This is a genomic window from Paenibacillus pabuli NBRC 13638, from assembly GCF_001514495.1.
Taxonomy (GTDB): domain Bacteria; phylum Bacillota; class Bacilli; order Paenibacillales; family Paenibacillaceae; genus Paenibacillus; species Paenibacillus pabuli.
The window spans coordinates 188,829-210,911 of sequence record NZ_BCNM01000001.1; the positions used below are offsets into that span (position 1 = coordinate 188,829).

Below are 22,083 nucleotides of genomic sequence, written 5' to 3' on the forward strand. Positions count from 1 at the left end.
ATAAATCGTTCTGCACCGTTTTTTTTGCCTCCTACATAAGAAGAGTATTTATTATGAAATTATCTATATAGTCATCCCGGTAGTTCAGAGATCATGATACAATAAGCAGGCATGCGTCTTTTATCATTTTGTGGTGTCATAGACAATACGCACACCAAGAGAGCCATAGCTCTCTTCTTTGTAGTGACATTGGGAGCATGTTTTTGTAGCGCATAGCGCATCACTGTGAACTTGTAATTTTTCGTTGCATAGCGGGCATTTATTTTCAAAAAGAGTCTTCAACACGTTAAACATGCTTAATCACTCATTTCGGATTAATTTACTTGGTTTTAATTATAACCCATTATTTTAACTGCGTATACTGTTTTTTGCATCATTTTTTACACTGCAAGAAAGGAAGAAAAACCGATGGATACTCTGCTTTTTATCATCATGTTTATACTGGGTCTGGTCGGTTCCTTCTTCTCCGGTTTGTTGGGTATTGGTGGAGCCATAATTAATTACCCGCTGTTGTTATATGTACCTTCTCTTATGGGGCTGGAACCGTTCTCGGCACATGAGGTGTCGTCCATCAGCATGTTTCAGGTGTTTTTTGCCTCACTCGCTGGTGTGATTGCCTACATTAGAAGAACAGGGAACGGGAAAAAGAGTGAAGTTCTCATTCATAAAGGTCTGGTGGCTAATATGGGCTCCAGTATTCTGGTCGGCAGTCTGATTGGCGGGTTCATATCCGGACATCTGAATGGAGAAGTCATCAATCTGATCTATGGCATTCTGGCCATAATCGCGATTGTACTCATGCTGATCCCGGGTAAGGGAACAGCGGGCTCGACTGAACAGCTCATATTCAATACCTATGTTGCGGCAGGTTCTGCTCTTGCCGTAGGAATTGTCTCTGGCATTGTTGGTGCGGGTGGTGCTTTTATTTTAATTCCAATCATGCTTACCGTTCTCAAGATCCCTACCCGCACAACCATTGCGTCCTCGTTAGCTATTGTGTTCATCTCCGCCATTGGTGGAGTGGCGGGAAAGGTTCTGGGTGGGGACATTCCGCTAGAACCCATTGTGTATACGGTTATCGGGAGTCTGATCGGAGCTTCTCTCGGTTCCAAAGTAAGTTCGATGATTAATGTGAGACTGCTTCGATACGGACTAATGATTCTCATCGCGATTACAGCAGTGAAGGTATGGTCGTCCATTTTGTAAAACCATATCGGATGGCAGCTCCCTGACGATTTCGTAACCAAACGGATGGAATGCCGTATAAAGGTTATGAACATGAGCTGGCGAATTTGTTGCAGCATGAATTCACATCAGTTTTCGTCCATGGAGCACCCTCAAACTCCTTTCATGGATACATGTTTAACATTATTAGAAGTTGAGGTATCCATCCTATGAATAACGTACTTACAGATCATGCTGATGCAGGATATCGGCTGGCTGAGCAGAAGGCAGCTCAGTATTTTACTTCTCTTCAAGAAACACTTCTGGATAACACCTATATCGCCGCGTTGACGCGGGATATTAACGTATGGCAAAAAAATCATGTTCAACCTTTTTCCTGGTTATCTTTTTTAGCACCAAGTCGACGAAAGCCGGATTCCCGGGATATTCATAGATATATCCAGTGGCTGAATGTTACAGGCAAACTGGATCATTACCTGGATCGCAGTATTTCTTACATTTATATGCGAGATCTGGGCAAAGCGCTGGATAGTTCAGAGACACAGGAGCGAATCCAGCGCGTCGTTCAGGATACCAAAGCATACTTTATGCGCTCGAATACGCCCCATCGCAAGGAACAACCGGATTATATCAGTCTGGCTACCTTGTATCGCTGGGCACAGAAGGAGAACGTGGAAACAGCCGTCATCTGGGTAGTTCACAAGTTAAAGCATGTCGCTTCCAATATCCCGAAGGAATTGAATGCAGAGCAGGCACAGCGCAAGCTGCTCAAGATCATCCTTGGTGTAGTTCTGCATGTGAACGATGATATGAATGAGGATACACCCCGTGCTGAACGTTCCGAAAGGCTGGATGCTGCGATTCGGCTTGGTTATTCTTACGGTTTAACCTATCCATTTATTGATGACCTTCTGGATTCACAGGCCCTGACCGCACAAGAGAAGGAACAGTATTCGCGCCTGATCCGGGATGCGCTTCTAACCGGAATAGTACCGGACATCGGGGAATGGAACGGTGCCAATCTCAAAGTCATTCAATATGTTCATTCCGAACTGCGGGAAGCATTTGAATATATCAAGAACTATCAGCGTCCTGAGACACAGCGGACATTCCTGGAGCAATCTTATGTATTCTTTCAGTCCCAGGAAATAGACCGGGCCAAGAAACTGTCCAACGCCAATTATTCCAATGAAGAACTGTATATTCCGATTATTATCAAATCCTCTTCTTCCAGACTCATTGTTCGTTCTGTCCTCAGTGCCTCTGCGGATGAAGGTTTTGATCTGCGGACATTCTATTATGGCATATACAATCAGCTCGCAGACGATTTCGCTGATATGTTTGATGATATGAAGGAGGAGGCGGTGACCCCGTATACCTACTATCTGAAGTATCGTGAACTGCGGCCTGATCTAATCAATCCGTATGAGCTATATTGGGCGGTAATCTCTTATCTGATTCATGAGGTGTACCATTCCGATGCGAAGACCCGTGAGGTTATACTGGATCGTGCGATTAATGGTCTTAAGCGCTGCAAAGAACGTTTAGGTCAAGAACAATACAATGAAGTGATGAACATCTTTGCCTCCGGAAAACCGGAATTCAATCTCCTAATTCAGCAAATGGTACGCAAAGCCGATGATGTGGATTTCCTGGATAAATTGCTGCGGGATCAGGTCATCATCCAATTGCAGAACGACAAGCAGGAAAAGCAGGACTTTCTGGATACGATTCGTACGGTTCGTGAACAGATCAATATTGAATTACAGATTTCCAAGCCGAGTGGGCTTCCAGAAATGAAAGAAACGCTGATTGATGCCGCGAACTACAGTCTGCAAGGAGATGGAAAGCGGCTAAGGCCGATACTGACATGGGTGATGGGCGTGCGTGAGTATGGATTGCATGAATCGTCTATCACTCCTCTGCTAAGATCACTGGAATACATGCATACAGCCTCATTGATCTTTGATGATCTGCCGACCCAGGATAATGCTTCGACCCGGCGAGGTCGTTCCACCCTGCATCAGGTTCATAATAGTTCGACAGCAGAATTAACGGGTCTATTTCTCATCCAAAAAGCCATTGGAGAGCAATCATCCCTCAAACAGTTTGATGCTGCAACTGTACTTACCCTGATTCAATATTCGGCTGAAAAGGCAGAAGATATGTGTATGGGACAGGCGATGGATCTGAACGCCAAAGGAAAAGCACTGACATTGGAACAATTGAACATGATCTGTTTCTACAAAACAGGTATTGCTTTTGAGGCAGCACTTGTGATGCCGGCCATTCTCGCTCAGGTAAAAGAAGTGGAGATTTCATCCTTGAAGAAATATGCATATCATGCGGGTATCGCCTTTCAAATCAAGGATGATCTGCTGGATCTGGAAGGAGACCACCTTGTACTTGGCAAGCCGTCAGGTCAGGATGTGCGGAATAACAGTTCAACTTTTGTGTCGATTCTGGGTGAGGAAGATGCAAAGAAAGAGATGTGGAAGCATTATTGTCTCGCAACCGATGCGCTGAACGAAATGCCGAAGCCGATTTCTTTTCTGAGGCATTTGTTGGATTACATCATTGGACGGGAGCGGTGAGAATTTACACTGACCAATCCCTTGCTCAGCATGGATATATGAAAAAAAATAAAAGTTGCCTGGATTCTACGAATAGAATCCAGGTCTTATTTTGCTTTAATGACACAAACCTTTAGAAAATGAGATGTTTCAACATTAGAAAAACCGGGTACTAAGCAAATATTGCGTTTTTACACAAAAGGAGAGCTTAAGATGCAGGTTCAAAAGGTCGATCATCACGAATTGTTTGAGCAGATTTATAATCAAGCACCTATTGGGATTGCACTTCTTGCTCCGACAGGACAGTGGACGAAGGTGAATCCTGTTTTTTGCAATATGGTGGGTTATACAGCTGAAGAGTTAGTACTTCTAAACTACAAAGATATCACCCATCCAGATGATTATGCACAGGATCTCATCCGTGAACATGAGCTTAGTGAGGGTGAATCGAAAGAATATAGATACGAAAAGCGTTATATTCAAAAAAGTGGAGATATTTTATGGGTTTCGTTGCATGTAACATTGGTCCGACATGAAATCAACAATGAGCCGCTTTATTTTATTTGTCATGTCGTCGATATTACAGACCGTAAAACAACCGAACAAAAACTTCTCCAAACGGAAGAAATGTTCAAGCTCATCTCCGACAATGCCCAGGAAATCATATATATATCCACCCTTGACGGCGTTTGTCGCTACTGTTCACCTTCCATATATAATCTGCTTGGTTATTTGCCAGAAGAAGTGGTTGGGAATAACAATACCCTCGTGTTCCATCCAGAAGATATGGAAGGTGCTTCTCAGATCGATATGAGCAAAGGACATCTGCTGGATATACAGGTTTGCCACAAAGACGGGCATCATCTCTGGTTTGAAACCACATATAAAATTATCGGGGAACCCGGGCAAGAACAACAGATTCTGGCAATTGGTCGGGACATATCGGAGCGAAAGAAGCATGAGGCCATCAGTGCGGAAGCTGAGCGGATAGCCATGATCGGCAGTTGGGAGTGGGACATACTCAGTGACCATGTTTGCATGTCGGATCAAATCTTTGAAATGTTTGAATTAGGCATGAACAAAACCTATAAAGCCAGTGAGATCTTTGCCTGCATGGATCCGTCACAGGAACAGCGTTTGAAGAAATGTATCGAATCCGTGAAACAAGGAGAGCCGCTTGATTTTGAATATCGGCATCTGGGGTCAGACGGTAAGGAAAAATATCTCCATCTGCGAGGCTTAATTACCTATGATGAAGATCAACAACCAATACAGTTGAACGGAACATTGCAGGATATCACGGAACGTAAACATGTCGAATTCAAACTTCAGGAATCAGTGGAACGTTATACTTCACTCAAAAAATATAATCATGATGCCATCATTTCGTTTGACATGATGGGCAATATTATAAATGCCAATCCGGTAGCCATAAAAATGACGGGATGTCCGGTTGCGGAAATGATTGGAACAAGTATTTGCAGGTTTATCGGGCGGTATCATCTTGGACTGATTCTCAATAGCCATTATGAGCTGGCTGAAAAAGAAATCAATGCTATTCAGCACATCGATGGTTCTGAGACAGAAGTGCTGGCAACGCTTGCTCCCATCATTATTAATGAACAAAACGTAGGTTTCTACCTGATTGCGAAAGATATTACAGAGCAAAAAAAATTGCTTGTAGCCAAAGAGACTGCCGAACGAATGAATAAGGCCAAGAGTGAATTTTTGGCGATGATGAGCCATGAGATCCGCACTCCCATGAACGGGGTAATCGGAATGACGGATTTGCTTCTGGACACACCTGGACTCAGCGGAGAACAGAAGGAATACATTGAAATTATTCAAAAGAGCGGGGATTCGTTGCTTGCGATTATTAATGATATTCTGGACTTTTCCAAAATAGAGTCGGGTAAAACCGATCTGGTGGATGAACCCTTTGATCTCGGAGAAATCGTGACCGAGACGGTGAATATCGTAACACCAATGATTCGAGAGAAGCAGCTGGATATTCGTCTCAGCCTGGATGATGCGATTCCTACTCCCGTATTCGGGGATGCTTACCGTCTTAAACAGGTCCTCACCAACATCATTGGGAATGCAGTAAAGTTCACCTTGGAAGGCAGTGTTGAGATCGAAGTGAAGGTTATTGGACAAGAATATAATGATGTTCAATTTCAATTCAAAGTGAAAGATACGGGAATTGGAATCCCCGCTGAGAAGAGAGGGCATCTATTTGAAGCCTTCTACCAATTGGAGAACTTCATGACTCGCAAGCCTCAAGGTACGGGGCTTGGGCTGGCGATCAGCAAGAAGCTTATAGAGCTCATGGAGGGAGAAATCTGGATTGAAGATTCCAATGATCCCGGGACAACATTTGTTTTTACAGTTTCGTTTAAAACCAGTAACACCGAGGAAATCAACAATTACGATCTTCAACATAATAAGCATAAGACGGATCTGTTGCGAATTCTGATCGCAGAAGACAATGAAGTGAACCAGCTTGTCTTGCGGCGAATGATTGAGAAAAAAGGACACCTCGTGGACTACGTGGAGAATGGTATTGAAGCGGTGGACGCTGTTAAACGAAATAGGTACGATATTGTTTTTATGGATGTACACATGCCTCGACTGAATGGATTTGAAGCCACCAAAGCGATTAAGGAAGCCCTGACACCAGACGCTTGCCCATATATTGTGGCAGTTACTGCGAACGCGGTTAGAGGGGATATGGACAAATGTCTGAAGGCTGGAATGGATGCATATGTAAGCAAACCGATTAAAAGTGAATCCATTATGCAAGTGATGGAGGAGTATTACAAAATCAAGAAACATACGGATCGTTTATGATTTGCAATCGAACATGACTATGGAGAATATATAGTATATACCATTACAGACATGCCCATGGTTTAAGATTTCTTTATGTGTATGAACGGATTCTCTTTTGTTGGACAAAAGAGCCGTTGACTTATCCTTGTGATAAGTCAACGGCTCTTTAACGTTAGACGGAAATCGGAGTGGATAGAAAGTGCTGAATAAAAGTTGACAATTATATAATTAGGCGCCATACTATATCTATGACCAACCATAATAAAGAAACAAATGACATGTATCTCATCCCCTCGTTAGTACAAACGAAGCGACAGGTTGATCGCTATCAATTAGATGTTGATGCACAAGCCGTGCTTGTCGCATCCAGGCTGATGGTAGCGGGAGCCAAGCTTGGGCATGCCGCGGAAATTCACTTCTCCAGATTTGGTTTATCGACAGGTCGCTATCGTCTGTTAGCAGATCTAGAGGATAATGATGGCGAAGAGCTGCCCTCGCAACTCGCGGAAAATCTGGGCGTTACTCGTGCAACCGTAACGGGTCTAATTGAGATTCTCGAACGCGACGGACTGGTCGCTCGTCGGACGAGTTCCGTCGATGGCCGTCAGAAGTCAGTCATCTTGACAGCCAAAGGCGCCAAAAAGCTGACGGATATGGCTTCGGAGCATTTTGCCAGATTGGAAGCGATGGTCGGCTTGCTTACAATTGAGGAACGGAGTGTGTTTCTCGATCTGCTGGGGCGTGTAACCCAAGGTATTTCGGCACTTACAGATGAGTCAATCGACTTCTCTGAACCCCAATCCTAGGAGCATAGCAAGAAAGGTGAAACGGGCTAGATTAGCTAGCCCATTTTCATCACCATATAGTTAGGCTCCTAATTACATAGTGTAACAATAGGGTTTAATTTCAAATAAAAGGAGTAGTGATATGTTTAACCAAAAAGACCCCGTTCGATCAGAGGAAAGTTATGCTGTTCGATCCGCACAGCCTCGCCAAAAACCGTTTGTGTTATGGAGAGAATTAATCTTAGCTTACTTGTCGCCTGCCATTATGGCAGGCATAGGGGGAATCGTTACCGATGATAAAGTGCTTCAGTTACGAGCCCTAACAACGATTGGAGGGGCGTCCCTTCTGATGGCTTTAGGTATTGGACTCTGGCTGCGTAATCGTGGAAGCCGTACACGCTGGGTGGCGAAAACGCCTCATGTGATCGTCGTGGGTTGCTTTGCTCTTGCAGGCGCAATGCTTGGCCTTATGGCCTCGTGGGGGATTTCCAACGTGCTGCATTTCGTAAACCCGAGTCTTTCATGGACTTGGCTGGATCATGTCGGGTTCGATCTTCCCTTGTCCGGTGCATTAGCCTGCACAATCATGACATGGCGTTGGAGAGCTTCCTTTACAAAATAAATGAATTCATTAGATAAGGAGATATGGGAACATGATTACTATTATTGGAGCAACAGGTATGATTGGAAATGCACTTTTGAGACGTTTGATGGAAGGCGGCGTTCCCGTTCGGGCAATAAGCAGAGAGCCGGATCAGCTTCGTCAACAAATCGTGGACTTGGCATTGTCCGGTGTTGAACTTCGTATTGCCGATGCGAATGATCCTGAATCGATGCGCAGAGCTTTGGCGGGTGCCAGCCAACTATTCCTTGCGTTATCCAACAATCCCAGACAAGTGGAATTAGAGACATCCATTATCCAGATAGCTGCGCAAGAGGGAGTGAAGCATGTCGTCAAAATATCCAGTCCAGCTTATGAGGAACGTTCACCTGTAGCTATAGCAAAATGGCATGCCGATATCGAGCAAGCTCTCGTGACATCAGGAATTACGTATACAATATTGCGACCTTATGCGTTCATGCAAAATTTGCTGAGTCTCGCACCAACCATAACAACCCAGGATATGTTCTTCGGCTGTATTGGAGATTCACCGTGCAACTTCATCGATTGCCGGGATATCGCAGATGTTGCCGCAGAAGTGATGACACGGTTCAAGTCGGTTAACAGCATATATACGTTGACGGGTTCCGAAACGTTCACCTATCCACAGATTGCAGATAAATTGTCCATCGTGCTCAATCGACCGATCGAGTTCGTTAACCTCAAACCTGAGGCCTTGCGAGCTGATCTGATCGAACATGGACAGATGCCTTCTTGGCTCGCAGACCACGTTGTGGAAATCCAGACGATGTCTACCGTTGTGTCTGAGAAGCCGACAGATACCGTTCAACGCTTGCTCGGCAGAGAGCCTCGCTCGCTCGATGCATTCCTGGAAGAGTATCGGGATGCATTTAAACCGAGGCCATAACCATGCAGTGAACTAAGGAGAATCTCCCTAAAAATTCTTTAGGGGGATTTTTTGGGTGTGAAACAAACCTCACTACTGATTTTTGATCCATAGTTTGGAGATATCCATGAACCCAAACTCAGCCGTTTGCATGCCGAAGATACTTTGGTCCAGCTGGGCTTTTTTGTTCATGTGACAACCGTGTAAAATCCAACAGTTATCTCGCAGCAATCCCTCTGCTTCATCCAGCAGTACCGATCGTTTCTCGTTATCCAGCTGGGCGAAATGGTCTAATTTCTGGTCCAGGATGAACTGTACAGCAGGCGTTAGGTAAGCGTGCAAATGATTGGATTTGTTTTTGAAGTAATTAATCATACCAAATTGCCAGTCATCCTCCAAAATTTCCTCAGCCATCATCAATGTCGCCTCCTTGTATTTATCAGGATGAGGGTAGTCAGCAGAGAGGCGGAGCTCAATGATCAAACCAATCGCTTTACCACGTTGTTGTAACCAACGGGCTTCTTTTAAGCCTTTATTCATCGGGTATGACAGGATGATGGGCTCTCCCTGGTAACCACATTGCATCAGCAGCTTCTTGGCGTCCGCAAGCGAAGCTTCATGCCAGGCTGCTGCTGCACTTTTCCAGGGAAGGAAGCTGTTCGCGGGTGTAATTCGGTTTCCGCCAAGCTCTTTTACTAAACGAACTGGATCATAGACAAGTCTAAGTGCTTGTCGAAATTTCAATTGGTGATGAATTCCTTCTTTGTGGAAATTAAATAATATATATCGACAACCCAGTGCCGGATAATTCACAAGTGTCGTTTCTTTGCTGTCTGTATCGAGCTTTAATCGGTCAGTTCTTGGTAATTCATAATAATGTTCATTAGGCCCTAGCTCTGGTACGAACCAAATATCCACCTGGTCAAGATGCGGACGGATGCCATAATATCCATCGAAGGCACGGAGCACCAAAACATCTTCATTCATTTCACTGATCTGAAAAGGTCCGGTACCGATCAATTTTTGGGATACATCAATATCATAGGGAAGAATCGTCATGGGAATACAGCTGAACAAGTGCAGGAAGAAGAGATTGGGGCGACTTAAATAAAAGTGGATGCAGTAATCTCCATCAGTTTCAACACGCTCGATATCCCGATAGTGCCTGCTCATGGGGCTGTTGACATCCTGAATTCGCTGCAAGGTTGCTTTGACATCTCGAGAGGTCATCACTCGTCCATGGTGGAACCGCACGCCTTTACGCAGATAGAAAGTCCACATCGTATGATCCTCACTGGACTCCCACATATGTGCTAGTTCAGGCAGAAAGCTTTCCGTTTTGGCATCATATGTGATAAGAGTACTGCAAACCTGACCGAGTAAATAGGTTTCAAAAGCGGTATATACATGAGCGGGGTCAAGCCCTGTAAGTCTACGTGATCGCATCATGCGCAGCACATCCTGACCGGATGCCGTTTCGGCATGACTGTGGAATCCCATATGCTTGTTAAGTGATCGCAGCAATTGTTCCTGAAGTGTTTTATGGATGTCAATCGTGCCGATCAGCTCGATTGCTTCTTTGATTTTACCTCTCCCAATCAGTTCCCGCAGGTGATTCTCCAGCGTTTCATTTACGCTGCGCAGCAGCGTCATCTGCGAATGATGTCCTCGTCCGCGCCCAGGCTGCCAATGAATAAATCCTTGTTCCTCCAGCTTGCGAAGAATAAACTTCACGTTGCGTGGGGTACAGCATAAGGCATCGGAAAGGCTGTCGATGGTTACAGGAACGGGTTCATCAAGTGTAAGAGAAAGTTCTTTTGCTGTTGCAAGACGTACATAATGGGTTGTTGTAGTATCCATGTGTAGATGCTCCTTCATAAAAGGTGAAAAGTGCCATCACAATCTTACACTTTTATTTCCCCCTTTGATTGATACAATTATACATATAAAGAGACAGGGAAAGACAGCCCCTCTGAGACAAAACAACAAGAACAGGAGAACCATACGCAATGAAGCAACATTTACGGCAGATTCACCCTTTAGCATGGACCATCATTATTGGAACCATGTTTGGACGTCTCGTTACATCCATGAGTATCCCGTTTTTATCCATTTATCTGACCCAGGTATTAGGGGCTACACCAACACAGACTGGAGTTACCGTCGCAGTCAGTTCTCTGGCTGGAGTCATGATCAGCTTTTACGGAGGTTATATTTCGGATCGAATTGGCCGCAAAATAGTTATGATGGTCTCCGTATTTGGCTGGGCATCTGTATTTTTCATCTTTTCAGCAGCAGAGCATCTGTGGGTATTTTTTGTCGCCAATACCTTAAATGGATTGTGCCGCGCCGTGTTTGAGCCTACGTCACGTGCGCTTCTATCGGATATTACTCCACCGCAAAATAAGCTGCTTGTCTTCAATCTAAGATATGCCGCCGTTAATCTGGGTGTTGTGTTCGGACCCATTATCGGCCTTCAGCTCGGCTCGGCACAATCCACGTTTCCGTTTATGATCTCCGGGATGGTATATATCGTTTACGGCCTTGTTTTGTTCCTGCAATTTCAATTGCAGCGTGCCAGCCTGCCGGTACACGTTCAAGTCACTGCCCCCCGTTTACGAGATGCGCTCGCTACCACCGGACGCGATCGAGTATTTTTGCCGGTACTGATCGGGACTACTTTTTGCGTGCTTGGTTACGGACATTTCAGCTCGACGCTGGCCCAGTATGTGGCGCAGAATCCTCTTTTTGAGCACGGAAGTCAAGTGTTTTCCTATATGCTTTCACTCAATGCGTTGACGGTGCTTGTCATTCAATTCCCGATTGTGCGGGTGGCCAGCAAATTCCCGCCGGTTGTGCCCCTCATTCTAGGAAACTTGCTTGTCGCTACAAGCTTGTTCCTGTTCGGCATCGCAACAAGCGTTACGGTATTGATGATCAGCGTCATTCTGTTCACCATTGGGGAAGTGCTTATGTTCACGATGATGGATATGCTGATTGACCGTATTGCCAAACCAGAATGGAAAGGGACCTACTTTGGCACCATTGGATTCAATAACCTGGGCAGCGTTATGGCACCGATTCTGGGAGGGCTGCTGTTAACTCAATTTGGGACGGGAAATGGCCTATTCGTTTTTGTACCGCTCGCGCTGACCACTGCGCTCGGACTCCCTTTTCTTATCGTAGCGCATAAGCGACTTGTGGTCAGGGAGAAGGAAACAACACCAATACAAGTGAGTGTCTAGCTAAGCGTTACCAGTTACATTGCAGTGCTTATACGCATTAGCTTTTTTAACTTTTTTTTGGAGAAAGGTAACTTTCATTGAGAAATCAGCGTTAATTAGTTAAACATTTCCTCATGGGGGTTCCAAATGATATTTAAAAAGTTCACTATACCTTTGCTGTTGTGTGTTATGTTTGCCGCGTTTTCAACATCGAGTTTCGCTGAGGATGCCTCGCTAGAGATTGGGACTGGCGTATTGTCCAATAATCGGGTGCTCATTCCCTTGAGGGTCGTGTCCAGCAACTTGGGGGCAGACGTAATGTGGGATAAGGAAGGGAAAAGCATTCGAATAAAAACGGATGAAAAAGAAATCTGGCTTGTAGTTAACTTTAAAAATGCGAGAGTGAATGAGCAGATAATCAGAATGGATTCTCCTGTTGAATTAATTGGCAATACAGCATATGTTCCGCTGCGATTTGTCAGCCAAACGTTAGGAGCCAAACTGGGGTGGAATCCACTAACTAAACAGGCAACCATCCATTTGAATAATCAAAATATGATTGTAAGTATGCAAGAGGAGACCATCCAGATACCTGATTCTGCGAAAATAACCCAGGAGCGATTAAATATTTTGTCTGAGAAATTGAACGAAATTTCAGGATTGTCTCAGATTAAGCAGGTCGGTACGTATTTCAAGCCCTATTTTACAGAAGATTTAATCCAATCTATTCTCAAGAGGCAGGATGTAGTAAGTGATTGGATGCTGCATGATGCTCCAGAGACCACTGTTTATTATACAAGCAGTACAACAGCGATGTTATCCCAATCGTTCGTAATCGGAAATACATTAACGGGAGATTCTCATTATGTAAATGACCGAAATATTGAACTTGTATACAGTAATGGTGTATGGAAAGTGAATCAGTTGAGATTTAATCTCAGAGAGATTCCCTATTTGGGGTTATGATCGATGAAATCGCAGCATATGATGGTCAATAGCATGAAGGAAATAACAATTCAGTTAATATTATCTTGACGGATTACGGCGGAGCGAATACAATAAACAACAAATATGTGTGACGGGTGGTTAAGATGAACATGTTCCAGACAGGGCGCATTCTGAATCGATAACTGAATACGCATGAGCAAGTGACTTAACCCATGTTTTTTGTGTTGGCGTTTGGACAGTCATGTTTATGCACCCCTGTCGTGGACGCTCATCATTATTGCGTGCAGAGGAGAAATCCGGAAACGCTTCTTATTTCATATGGTTCTCTTATTGTTACAAGCTGTAGATGAACATTAGTTCATCTATGGCTTTTTTGCATGCATTCCACCCAATTTGTTGCATATGGAAGGGAGATTTTGCAGTGATTTTTGGCATGAAACTACCCCAAAGGGAGAAAGAGAGGTTGCGATATGAAACGACCTGCACAAAGTTATACCATTTGGTTCTCCCAACGAACCGGCAGTACTCTGCTGGGTGAAGCCTTAAGTTCTACGGGGGTTGCAGGATATCCGAGGGAATGGCTGCATGATCAGCATAAGAGCCCAGACACATTAAAGTGTGAAGATTTGGAGCAGATCTGGGATCAGGGAACAACGCCGAACGGAGTTTTCGGAATCAAGATTAATTTTGAACAACGATGGATTGACGCATTCCGTAATCTCTATAATCTGCCAACAGCGTTATCGCGGGCTGAAGTATGGAGTACGGGCTTCCCTAATTGCACCAAGCATATCTACATGACGCGTCGCAACAAAGTCAGATTGGCTGTGTCATGGTGGAGAGCCATCGTCTCGGGTGAATGGCACCGCAAGCACGGAGACAGTCCTCAGTTACAAGATATTGCAGATCAATATAACTTTGATGCGATTAAGCATCTGCTGGTGGAGAGTAACATGTGCGAAGCTGCAATCGAAGATTTTCTGTCCGAGTCGGGCATTGTGCCGCTGACGATTGTTTATGAGGATTTTATACAGGATTACGAAGGGACCGTTATGAAAGTGCTAGAATTTTTGGATGTTCAAACTGACGGTGTGACCGTATCACCCCCGTCCTTTGACCCGATTGCAGATGAGATTGCTGAACAATGGGTGCAACGATTTCGGAAAGAATGCCAGAGAGATTGGGAGAATGTAAGATGGTAAACACACTCGGAAAAATTCATCCATGGGCTGGAAATGTTGCATTTATTGTTATTATGTATGATTCATCTTAGTGAGAGGCCACGATGTTTTGAATTAGAAAATGGGAATAGAAACGGTATAAGAAGGGGTGAGGGGCTATGCCCAAAACAGAGAAACGCTCCATGTCCTGGCTGCTGCAATATCTAAAACCCGTCAAAGGACGATTGGCCTTGCTTATGGTGATGCTGCTGACGTCAACGGGGCTTCAGCTCGTGAGTCCACAGATTATTAAACGGTTCATTGATACGGCGGCAAGTGGGGGAGTGCTTTCTAACCTGATCCAGCTTGCCGGATTGTTCCTGATTGTTGCTGTAGTTAATCAATTGATCACTGTAGCAGTGAGTTATTTCGGCAATGATGTTGCCTGGAGGGCAACGAATCAACTGCGTGGAGATCTCCTGAAGCATTGCCTGCGACTGGATATGCGATTCCATAATGTGAAGACACCTGGAGAAATGATTGAACGGGTGGATGGCGATGTGACGAGTATCTCCAACTTCTTCGCGATGTTCATTGTGCAGGTGGTTGGAAGTTTTGTTTTGCTTGCCGGAATCCTCGGATTTATGTTCACTGTAAACGTACCGATTGCGATCGTCATGACGGTGTTTACACTGGTATCGATTCTGTTTATGGTGTTCATTCGGAATCTGGGAGTAAACTCTTCCAAAAATGAGCGGGAAGCGAGTGCCTCCTTGTTCGGATTAATTGAAGAGCGTATTGCGGGAATTGAGGATGTTCAAGCCAACGGGCATGTCCCGTATGTGATGAATCGATTTTATCGCACGATGCGTGTTGTATTTCAAAAGGGAAGGAAAGCCTGGCTGCTTCGGGTTATTCCATGGAATACGACGGTCATTCTGTTCGCCCTTGCAGTCACTGCGGTTCTTCTGCTCGGTGTTCATTACTACATGCAAGGCATCATCAGCATCGGAACCCTGTTTCTGATATATCAATACACACAGATGCTTAATGATCCGATTGAGATGTTAGGCGATCAGGTTCAAGAGTTTCAGAAGGCTAAATCAGGTATGCTTCGGTCAAGAGAACTGTTGTCATTACGCAGTGAGATCGAAAACGGAAAAGAGGACCAGCTGCCAGAAGGGCCGCTTGGTCTGGAATTCAAGCAGGTGAACTTCAGTTATAACGAGGATAAACCTGTATTGCAGAATATTAACTTTGCCATTAAACCTGGCGAACGGCTTGGCATCATCGGTCGTACTGGTAGCGGAAAATCAAGTCTGAGTCGGGTGCTTCTGCGCCTGTACAATCTGGATAGCGGAACAATTCGTGTGGGTGGCAAAGATATTACAGAGCTTACCTTACCTGCACTTTACCGCAGGGTGGGTATGGTGACGCAGGATGTACAGCTGTTCGATGGTACGCTGCGAGAGAATTTAACGCTGTTCAACCAGGACGTCTCGGATCAGATCATTAAGGAGACAACGGATCGACTGGGATTAAGTCACTGGATTGAATCACAGCCCGGAGGGTTGGATACACATCTGAAGGCTGGTGGTTCTTCATTGTCCGCAGGGGAAGCTCAATTGTTCGCCCTGACGCGAGTATTTCTGACTGAACCAAGCCTGGTTATTCTCGATGAGCCTTCCTCAAGGCTGGATGCTGCAACAGAGAGCATGCTTCAGTCAGCGATCGATCAGTTGATGAAGCAATGTACCGGAATTATCATTGCACATCGCCTGGCTACTTTGGAGAAGGTCGATCAGATTATGGTACTGGGGGATGGCAAGGTACTGGAATTCGGAGCCAGAGAAGAACTCGCCAGTGATCCGGCTTCCCATTATGCCAGATTGCTGATTACGGGGCGAGAGGAGGAATTGGCGTGACAGTAACAGGATTTATAGGCCGCTTGTTTCGCTTTAGGCCTTTTCTATTTTTGATCAACGGATTGTTATGGTGTATATTTCATTCTTTACCGCTGGCCATAGGGATCGGGATGCAGTGGTTCTTTGATCGGGCAACCGTGGGTTCCAGTGATTACATGTGGCTGGCCGCTCCGCTGATCTTCATTGCTCTGGTCAGAGCAACAAGAGTAGGTACGTTTTTTGCTGCTTTCTATGCATGGATCACATATATCTATCATATTCAGGCCATTCTGCGTACCAACATGCTGGCCGGAATTATGCGCTGGCCAGGACGTAATCTGCCAGCTTCACCGGGAGAGGCGATGAGTCGCTTTCGGGATGATGTGGATGAGGTGGTTGAGTACGTGGAATCCTGGGTGGATTTCTGGGGGAGGCTCGTGTTCGCCGTTGTATCCGTCATCATTATGGCGAATATTAACTGGAAGATCACTCTTGTTGCGGTATTGCCACTGGTAGTCGTAACGTTGCTGAATAACTTGTCTGGTAATCGGGCTCGTCGATATGCCCAAGTCAATCGTGAGTCGACGGGGCGCATCACCAGCTTCATTGCCGAGACCTTTGGAGCTGTGCAGGCACTAAAACTGGGGCAGGCGGAAGAGCATGTCTCTACTCGTTTTAACCAACTGAATGAAGAGCGTCGTCAGGCAGCACTCCGGGATAATCTGTTCAAACAGTGGATGAGATCACTTAACCAGCATGTGCTCAGCATCTGTACCGGTCTTATTCTCCTGATGTGTGCAGCCGAGATGAAATCCGGCAATTTCACCGTAGGTAATTTTGCCTTGTTCACGAGTTATCTGGCCAACATTGGCTTTAGTATTTCTTTATTCGGATATATGGTATTTCAGCATAAACGGCTCAAAGTATCTTTTGACCGCATGCGAACTTTGTTTCGTCCTGGTGAGGAAGACCGGATCATGGACTTCAGAGAGACTTATCTGAATGAAGATCCGCCTGAGCTTCCTAATGAACAGAGAGATCCCAAGGAGAAGCTAAGAGAGCTGGAAATCCGCAATCTGGCGTACCACTATCCTCATTCTGCAAATGGAATACAGGATATCAGCTTCCGCGTGAAGCGGGGACAATTTCTGGTCATCACTGGACGGGTTGGGTCTGGAAAATCGACTCTGGTTCGTACCCTTCTGGGATTGCTACCCAAAGAAGAGGGCACAATTCGCTGGAATGGGACAGATGTTGATCCCGCTACCTTCCTGATGCCTCCAAGAGCAGCATATACACCTCAAGTGCCCCGACTGTTCAGTGATACACTGAAAGAAAATATTGTTCAGGGCAAACAGGGACGTACGGAAATGGCTCTTGCAAAAGCGATTCGCTTGGCTGTTATGGATAAAGATATTCAAAACCTGGATCAAGGACTCGAAACGTCCGTAGGTCCAAGAGGTGTTATGTTGTCGGGTGGTCAGATTCAGCGCGCAGCAACCGGACGCATGCTCATGACGGAAGCGGACCTGTTCATCTTCGACGATCTGTCCAGTGCGCTGGATGTGGAAACCGAGCAACAGGTCTGGGAAGGTTTGTTCCAGGAGCCGGATGTCACATGTATTGCGGTGTCTCACCGCAGAGCAGCACTTGCCAGGGCCGATCATATCATCGTTATGAAGGATGGACGAATCGAGGCCGAAGGAAGCCTTTCCGAATTGCTTGCTACAAATGAAGAGATGCAACTGCTTTGGCAAGGTGAGCAAACACCGGTTAAAGTGGGATAGCTTGAGAAAAGGTGAATACTATAACAAATGAAAAAAGCCGTACAGACAACTCTTTGTGCAAGAGTTAAATCTGTACGGCTTTTATTATTGCTCATTTGGTCAACCTTTATTTGATCAATGGTGCAATCAATGAATACGCAATGATGACCAGGAAGATGATCGTGATGTGGTTGATGGAGAAAATAAACATTTTATGTGACCATTTCTTGGTTTCTTTCTTATCGAAAGTTGCCACACTAAGAATAAGCCAGGCCAAACTTACCAGAAACGCAACAATGGCAATGAACGGACTCATCGGCCAGAACAAGAAGCTGGAGAATAACAACAATACCAGATAAACATTCGTCTGGATGTATGTCCGTCTGATTCCTTTTACGACAGGAAGCATGGGGACACCAGCCGCTTTGTATTCATCAAATCTCCGGATGGCAATGCCATAGAAGTGAGGCATCTGCCACAACAGCATGGTAATGACCAAAGCCCAAATTTCATAATGACCCAGCTCTGGTGAAATGGCTGCCCAACCGATGAGCGGGGGAACAGCGCCTGAAAGGCTTCCGACTTCCGTATTATATACGGTTGTTCGTTTGGTCCACATGGTATAGGGGAACACATACAGCAGCAGTCCCAATATGCCGAATACGGCAGCGGATGGGGATGCAATATACAACATGACGCCCCCGATGATCGTGATGGCAATACCGAGGATCAACCCGGTTTTGGTATCTACACGACCGGTTACCGTAGGGCGTGTTTTGGTCCGCTCCATAATGGCATCGATATCCCGATCATACAAATTGTTAAACACTCCGGCTGCTCCGATAATCAGGGAAGACCCGATAACAGAGAGGATAATAGGTACAATATTAGCTAAAATGGATGCATCAAATACATACAAAGCCAAACTTAAACCGGCAAACATGGCGATCAGATTGGATTTGATAATTCCGATCTTGATCGTATCAAAAAATACTTTTGGAATCGAGCTAGTATACTCCAGGCTGATTTCGGGCCGTGACCCTTTATTCAATGTTTTCAAGAACTCACTTCCTATATCTATACTTATATATCTCGTGGTTTTATTATAGCACTCAATACAGTATGTGAATTAATTAACGATTTAGTATTTAAAATAATGTCATTTGATTGTGAACAATTTAAAAACAAGGTTTTTTTCAATTGTTAAAAATGATTTTATGTGATACGCGTCATAGAATCTTAACGCGATTCGTGACAGGAAAAAGAAAATTTTTCTTGCATTATAAGTTTTATATGTATATTGTAGATATAAGAGGTCTTTAATAGTATTGAGAGTTCTCCTCTTACATTATTATAAGAACAGTTTGTTGGCAGGAGGAAGGAAGAAAAGGATGGATCTATTTTTTTGAGATAATAAAAGATATTAAATATCTGGAAAGGGTGTTAAATATGAATCAACAGGTAGATGTATTAATTATTGGAGGAGGACCTGCAGGTCTTAATGCAGCACTTGTACTAGGCAGAGCGCGCAAACAGGTGGTGGTCATAGATGATGAACGCCCACGCAATTGGGTCACACGTGAAACACACGGTTTTCTGACAAGAGATGGTGCCAGTCCTCGTGAATTTCGGAAGGTTGCGAAGGAACAGATTAGCGCCTACCCGTCCGTTCATTTTGCAGGGGACACAGCGACCTCTGTGACAGGAACCGATGGTGTTTTTGAAGTTACAACGGCCCAAGGAGCGGTCTATCGTACGAAGAAAGTGTTGTTTGCAGTTGGTAAAAAAGACCTTCCGCTGGATATAAACGGGTTGACAGAGGTGTATGGAAAGAGTGCTTTTGTCTGCCCTTATTGTGATGGTTGGGAATTAAGGGATCAATCGCTCGTCATCATTGTTAATGGAGCCAAGGCAGTTCACATGGCCAAAACGATCTCCGGCTGGACAAGCCAGTTTACCATTTGCACGAATGGACCTGATGAATTAACGGACGAACAGCGGGAGGAATTGAAGCAGCACGGTGTTCCGGTATGGGACTCTCCGATTCGATCCATTGAATCAAGTGATGGGATGGTGCAGCAGGTCGTATTGGAGGATGGCACTGCAATCTCATGCACGGGAATTTTCTTTGGACCGAAACTAACGGGTGGATCAGAATTGCCGCAGGCGATAGGCTGTGAGGTTACGGATGCCGGTACGGTCGTCGTTGATGATTACGGTAAAACGACCGTGCCAGGTATATTTAGCGCTGGAGATGCAGCATCAGAGTTATACCAGGCTATTACTGCGGCGTCCCTAGGAGCTTTAACCGCTGTAACGATCAACAGTGAGCTTAATATGGAAGCTTGGGATGAGCGCGGTAAACATTTAAACCGATAGGTCTCGGGAGTTACTCACTCGTTTCATCTTAGAGAATGTGAACGAAGGGGGATTGCAGATGCAATTCCCTTTTTGTGCTTTGCAAAAGAGAACAACTACAAGAAACATAATGTTGATCCGTATCGGGGAACTCTTACATATAAATAATACTTATTTCCAAAAAAACAGCCGTCAATCGGGAGTTTCTCATCCAGATTGGCGGCTGTTTTAATTTGGCTGATCCGATCTATTGACAAAGAAATTTTTTTGACGCAATATAAATAAATAAACTTTATAAAGTATATGAATAAAGTGACTTAATCTGTATTCTTGTATTCATTTACGTTCAATTTATATGCAGGGAAGGGATCTATTTATGGCAACTTGGTTTCTTATCATTATCTACCTTGCGTTTATCAGTCTGGGGATTCCTGACTCCTTGCTAGGTTCAGCCTGGCCAGTCATGTGGCCTGAACTTGGTGCTTCGTTTGGGTCAGCAGGAATTCTGTCAATGGTCGTTGCCGGAGGAACTATCGTTTCAAGCTTGGCAAGCGGCACGGTGATTCAAAAATGGGGAACAGGCAAGGTTACGTTAATTAGCTGTTGTCTAACTGCCGGAGCACTCCTTGGATTCTCCTTTGCGCCTTCATTGGTATGGCTCGTCATTCTTGCCATTCCTCTGGGTTTAGGTGCCGGAGCCGTTGATGCTGCCCTGAATCATTATGTCGCAGAACATTACAAAGTACACCATATGAACTGGCTGCACTGTTTCTGGGGTGTGGGCGCGACGACAGGCCCTATCATTATGTCGTATTACATTGCCGAACATCATTCCTGGAGAAGCGGGTATACAGCTGTAGCCGTCGTCCAGTGCTGTCTCGTTCTGATTTTGTTTGCCACATTGCCTTTGTGGAAGCGTGTTGCTGCAAGTCGGGAGAGTGCGGGTCGGATAAACGGATCAAATAATGTACAAGTGGACAACACGTTAGTACAGCGTGAGAACAGGCCCGAACAAAATGTATTGAAGATTAAGGGAGTCAAAAACTCACTGATCGCATTTCTGTTTTATTGTGGCGTGGAGACAACGGTGGGTTTATGGGGTGCCAGCTATCTGGTAGGAGCTAGAGATGTCTCGGCAGAAACAGCTGCGGGCTGGATCTCCCTATACTACGGTGGTATTACGCTAGGCAGATTGATTACAGGCTTTATCACGTTAAAAATAAAAAATCGGGTGTTAATCCTGGCCGGTCAAGTGACCGCCATTGTGGGTGGAATCATTTTATTGCTTCCATTATCGATTTCGTTTGCACTGGCTGGATTCGTTCTGATTGGTTTGGGGCTTGCACCCATCTATCCCGGACTTCTTCATGAAACTCCAGCTCGGTTCGGCAAAGCGAATTCTGCCCGATTGATGGGGTATCAAATGGCACTGGCGTACACTGGAACCACAGTGTTTCCTCCGCTTTTTGGCGTACTCGCTGGGAAAACCAATATCGGCTTTTTCCCGCTGGTTGTACTTGTCTTCCTTATCTTGATGCTGGCCAGCTCAGAACAAGTGAATCGTATTTTGAAAAAGAGGATTCTGAATGAGTAGAGCTGGTGGGATGTAACAGGGGCAGGTTTGGTCATGAAAATATGAGATGAAGAAAAGGGAGATGTTTAACATGCTATCATTAATTTTGTTATGCTTGATCGTATATGTGGGGGCGTATGGGTGTCTTGCTGCGTCCAAGCAGCCCATGGATGTAAAACCAGTGCGGTCGTTCGATGATTTCTTCGAATAAGCTCTACCATTCATATCGTAATACAGAAAGAAGCGAGAAGCTGCTCTCGCTTTTTT

At 45.0% G+C, this 22,083-nt stretch carries 15 protein-coding genes; 13 read left to right on the plus strand and 2 right to left on the minus strand.

The window, feature by feature from the left end; genetic code table 11:
* Positions 1-408 precede the first annotated feature (408 nt).
* The 6 genes from PPA03S_RS00550 (at position 409) to PPA03S_RS00575 (ending at position 8,904) form a co-directional block, all read left to right on the plus strand.
* The gene (locus PPA03S_RS00550) at positions 409-1,206 is read left to right on the plus strand and encodes a sulfite exporter TauE/SafE family protein (RefSeq protein WP_062318825.1); all 798 of its coding nucleotides are present in this window, start codon (positions 409-411) and stop codon (positions 1,204-1,206) included.
* A 188-nt stretch (positions 1,207-1,394) separates the two neighbouring features.
* Positions 1,395-3,779 carry a polyprenyl synthetase family protein gene (locus PPA03S_RS00555; RefSeq protein ID WP_157283883.1) on the plus strand — a complete coding sequence of 795 codons (2,385 nt, stop codon included), beginning with the start codon at positions 1,395-1,397 and terminating at the stop codon, positions 3,777-3,779.
* A 192-nt stretch (positions 3,780-3,971) separates the two neighbouring features.
* On the plus strand, positions 3,972-6,608 hold the full coding sequence (locus PPA03S_RS00560; RefSeq protein ID WP_062318827.1) for a PAS domain S-box protein: 2,637 nt from the start codon (positions 3,972-3,974) through the stop codon (positions 6,606-6,608).
* Positions 6,609-6,838: 230 nt separating this feature from the next.
* Positions 6,839-7,396, plus strand: a complete 558-nt coding sequence (locus tag PPA03S_RS00565) for a MarR family winged helix-turn-helix transcriptional regulator (protein ID WP_062318828.1) — start codon at positions 6,839-6,841, stop codon at positions 7,394-7,396.
* A gap of 121 nt (positions 7,397-7,517) precedes the next feature.
* Positions 7,518-7,997 (plus strand): hypothetical protein, encoded by a 480-nt coding sequence (locus PPA03S_RS00570; RefSeq protein ID WP_062318829.1) that lies wholly within the window; start codon positions 7,518-7,520, stop codon positions 7,995-7,997.
* A 31-nt stretch (positions 7,998-8,028) separates the two neighbouring features.
* Positions 8,029-8,904, plus strand: a complete 876-nt coding sequence (locus PPA03S_RS00575) for an SDR family oxidoreductase (protein ID WP_062318830.1) — start codon at positions 8,029-8,031, stop codon at positions 8,902-8,904.
* A gap of 72 nt (positions 8,905-8,976) precedes the next feature.
* Here the strand turns inward: PPA03S_RS00575 and PPA03S_RS00580 are convergent, their stop codons facing one another.
* Positions 8,977-10,743 carry an ABC transporter substrate-binding protein gene (locus PPA03S_RS00580; protein ID WP_062318831.1) on the minus strand — a complete coding sequence of 589 codons (1,767 nt, stop codon included), beginning with the start codon at positions 10,741-10,743 and terminating at the stop codon, positions 8,977-8,979.
* A 149-nt stretch (positions 10,744-10,892) separates the two neighbouring features.
* On the opposite strand from PPA03S_RS00580, the gene PPA03S_RS00585 reads away from it, so the two are divergent.
* From PPA03S_RS00585 to PPA03S_RS00605, 5 genes are all read left to right on the plus strand, one after another.
* Positions 10,893-12,128, plus strand: coding sequence for an MDR family MFS transporter (locus PPA03S_RS00585; RefSeq protein WP_062318832.1), 1,236 nt, complete (start codon positions 10,893-10,895; stop codon positions 12,126-12,128).
* A 126-nt stretch (positions 12,129-12,254) separates the two neighbouring features.
* Positions 12,255-13,073, plus strand: a complete 819-nt coding sequence (locus PPA03S_RS00590) for a copper amine oxidase N-terminal domain-containing protein (protein WP_082703946.1) — start codon at positions 12,255-12,257, stop codon at positions 13,071-13,073.
* Between the two features lie 452 nt (positions 13,074-13,525).
* On the plus strand, positions 13,526-14,257 hold the full coding sequence (locus PPA03S_RS00595; protein WP_062318834.1) for a Stf0 family sulfotransferase: 732 nt from the start codon (positions 13,526-13,528) through the stop codon (positions 14,255-14,257).
* A 137-nt stretch (positions 14,258-14,394) separates the two neighbouring features.
* Entirely contained in the window at positions 14,395-16,140 is a 1,746-nt protein-coding gene (locus tag PPA03S_RS00600) for an ABC transporter ATP-binding protein (protein ID WP_062318835.1), read from the plus strand.
* Positions 16,137-17,906: an ABC transporter ATP-binding protein gene (locus PPA03S_RS00605; protein ID WP_062318836.1), complete on the plus strand. Its 1,770-nt coding sequence runs from the start codon at positions 16,137-16,139 to the stop codon at positions 17,904-17,906. Before PPA03S_RS00600 ends, PPA03S_RS00605 begins: the two co-directional genes overlap by 4 nt.
* A 106-nt stretch (positions 17,907-18,012) precedes the next feature.
* On the opposite strand, the gene cyoE is transcribed toward PPA03S_RS00605, so the two are convergent.
* Positions 18,013-18,936 carry a heme o synthase gene (gene cyoE / locus PPA03S_RS00610; protein ID WP_411835326.1) on the minus strand — a complete coding sequence of 308 codons (924 nt, stop codon included), beginning with the start codon at positions 18,934-18,936 and terminating at the stop codon, positions 18,013-18,015.
* Positions 18,937-19,334: 398 nt separating this feature from the next.
* Between cyoE and PPA03S_RS00615 the strand changes: the two genes are divergently transcribed.
* Both PPA03S_RS00615 and PPA03S_RS00620 read left to right on the plus strand, forming a co-directional pair.
* The gene (locus PPA03S_RS00615; RefSeq protein WP_062318838.1) at positions 19,335-20,264 is read left to right on the plus strand and encodes an NAD(P)/FAD-dependent oxidoreductase; all 930 of its coding nucleotides are present in this window, start codon (positions 19,335-19,337) and stop codon (positions 20,262-20,264) included.
* Positions 20,265-20,619: 355 nt separating this feature from the next.
* Positions 20,620-21,837, plus strand: coding sequence for an MFS transporter (locus PPA03S_RS00620; protein ID WP_062318839.1), 1,218 nt, complete (start codon positions 20,620-20,622; stop codon positions 21,835-21,837).
* The last annotated feature ends 246 nt before the right edge of the window (positions 21,838-22,083 follow it).

Coding starts and splice junctions, on each gene's coding strand:
- PPA03S_RS00550 (WP_062318825.1), top strand. CDS start 409: ATGGATACTCTGCTTTTTATCATCATGTTTATACTGGGTCTGGTCGGT.
- PPA03S_RS00555 (WP_157283883.1), top strand. CDS start 1,395: ATGAATAACGTACTTACAGATCATGCTGATGCAGGATATCGGCTGGCT.
- PPA03S_RS00560 (WP_062318827.1), top strand. CDS start 3,972: ATGCAGGTTCAAAAGGTCGATCATCACGAATTGTTTGAGCAGATTTAT.
- PPA03S_RS00565 (WP_062318828.1), top strand. CDS start 6,839: ATGACCAACCATAATAAAGAAACAAATGACATGTATCTCATCCCCTCG.
- PPA03S_RS00570 (WP_062318829.1), top strand. CDS start 7,518: ATGTTTAACCAAAAAGACCCCGTTCGATCAGAGGAAAGTTATGCTGTT.
- PPA03S_RS00575 (WP_062318830.1), top strand. CDS start 8,029: ATGATTACTATTATTGGAGCAACAGGTATGATTGGAAATGCACTTTTG.
- PPA03S_RS00580 (WP_062318831.1), bottom strand. CDS start 10,743: ATGGATACTACAACAACCCATTATGTACGTCTTGCAACAGCAAAAGAA.
- PPA03S_RS00585 (WP_062318832.1), top strand. CDS start 10,893: ATGAAGCAACATTTACGGCAGATTCACCCTTTAGCATGGACCATCATT.
- PPA03S_RS00590 (WP_082703946.1), top strand. CDS start 12,255: ATGATATTTAAAAAGTTCACTATACCTTTGCTGTTGTGTGTTATGTTT.
- PPA03S_RS00595 (WP_062318834.1), top strand. CDS start 13,526: ATGAAACGACCTGCACAAAGTTATACCATTTGGTTCTCCCAACGAACC.
- PPA03S_RS00600 (WP_062318835.1), top strand. CDS start 14,395: ATGCCCAAAACAGAGAAACGCTCCATGTCCTGGCTGCTGCAATATCTA.
- PPA03S_RS00615 (WP_062318838.1), top strand. CDS start 19,335: ATGAATCAACAGGTAGATGTATTAATTATTGGAGGAGGACCTGCAGGT.
- PPA03S_RS00620 (WP_062318839.1), top strand. CDS start 20,620: ATGGCAACTTGGTTTCTTATCATTATCTACCTTGCGTTTATCAGTCTG.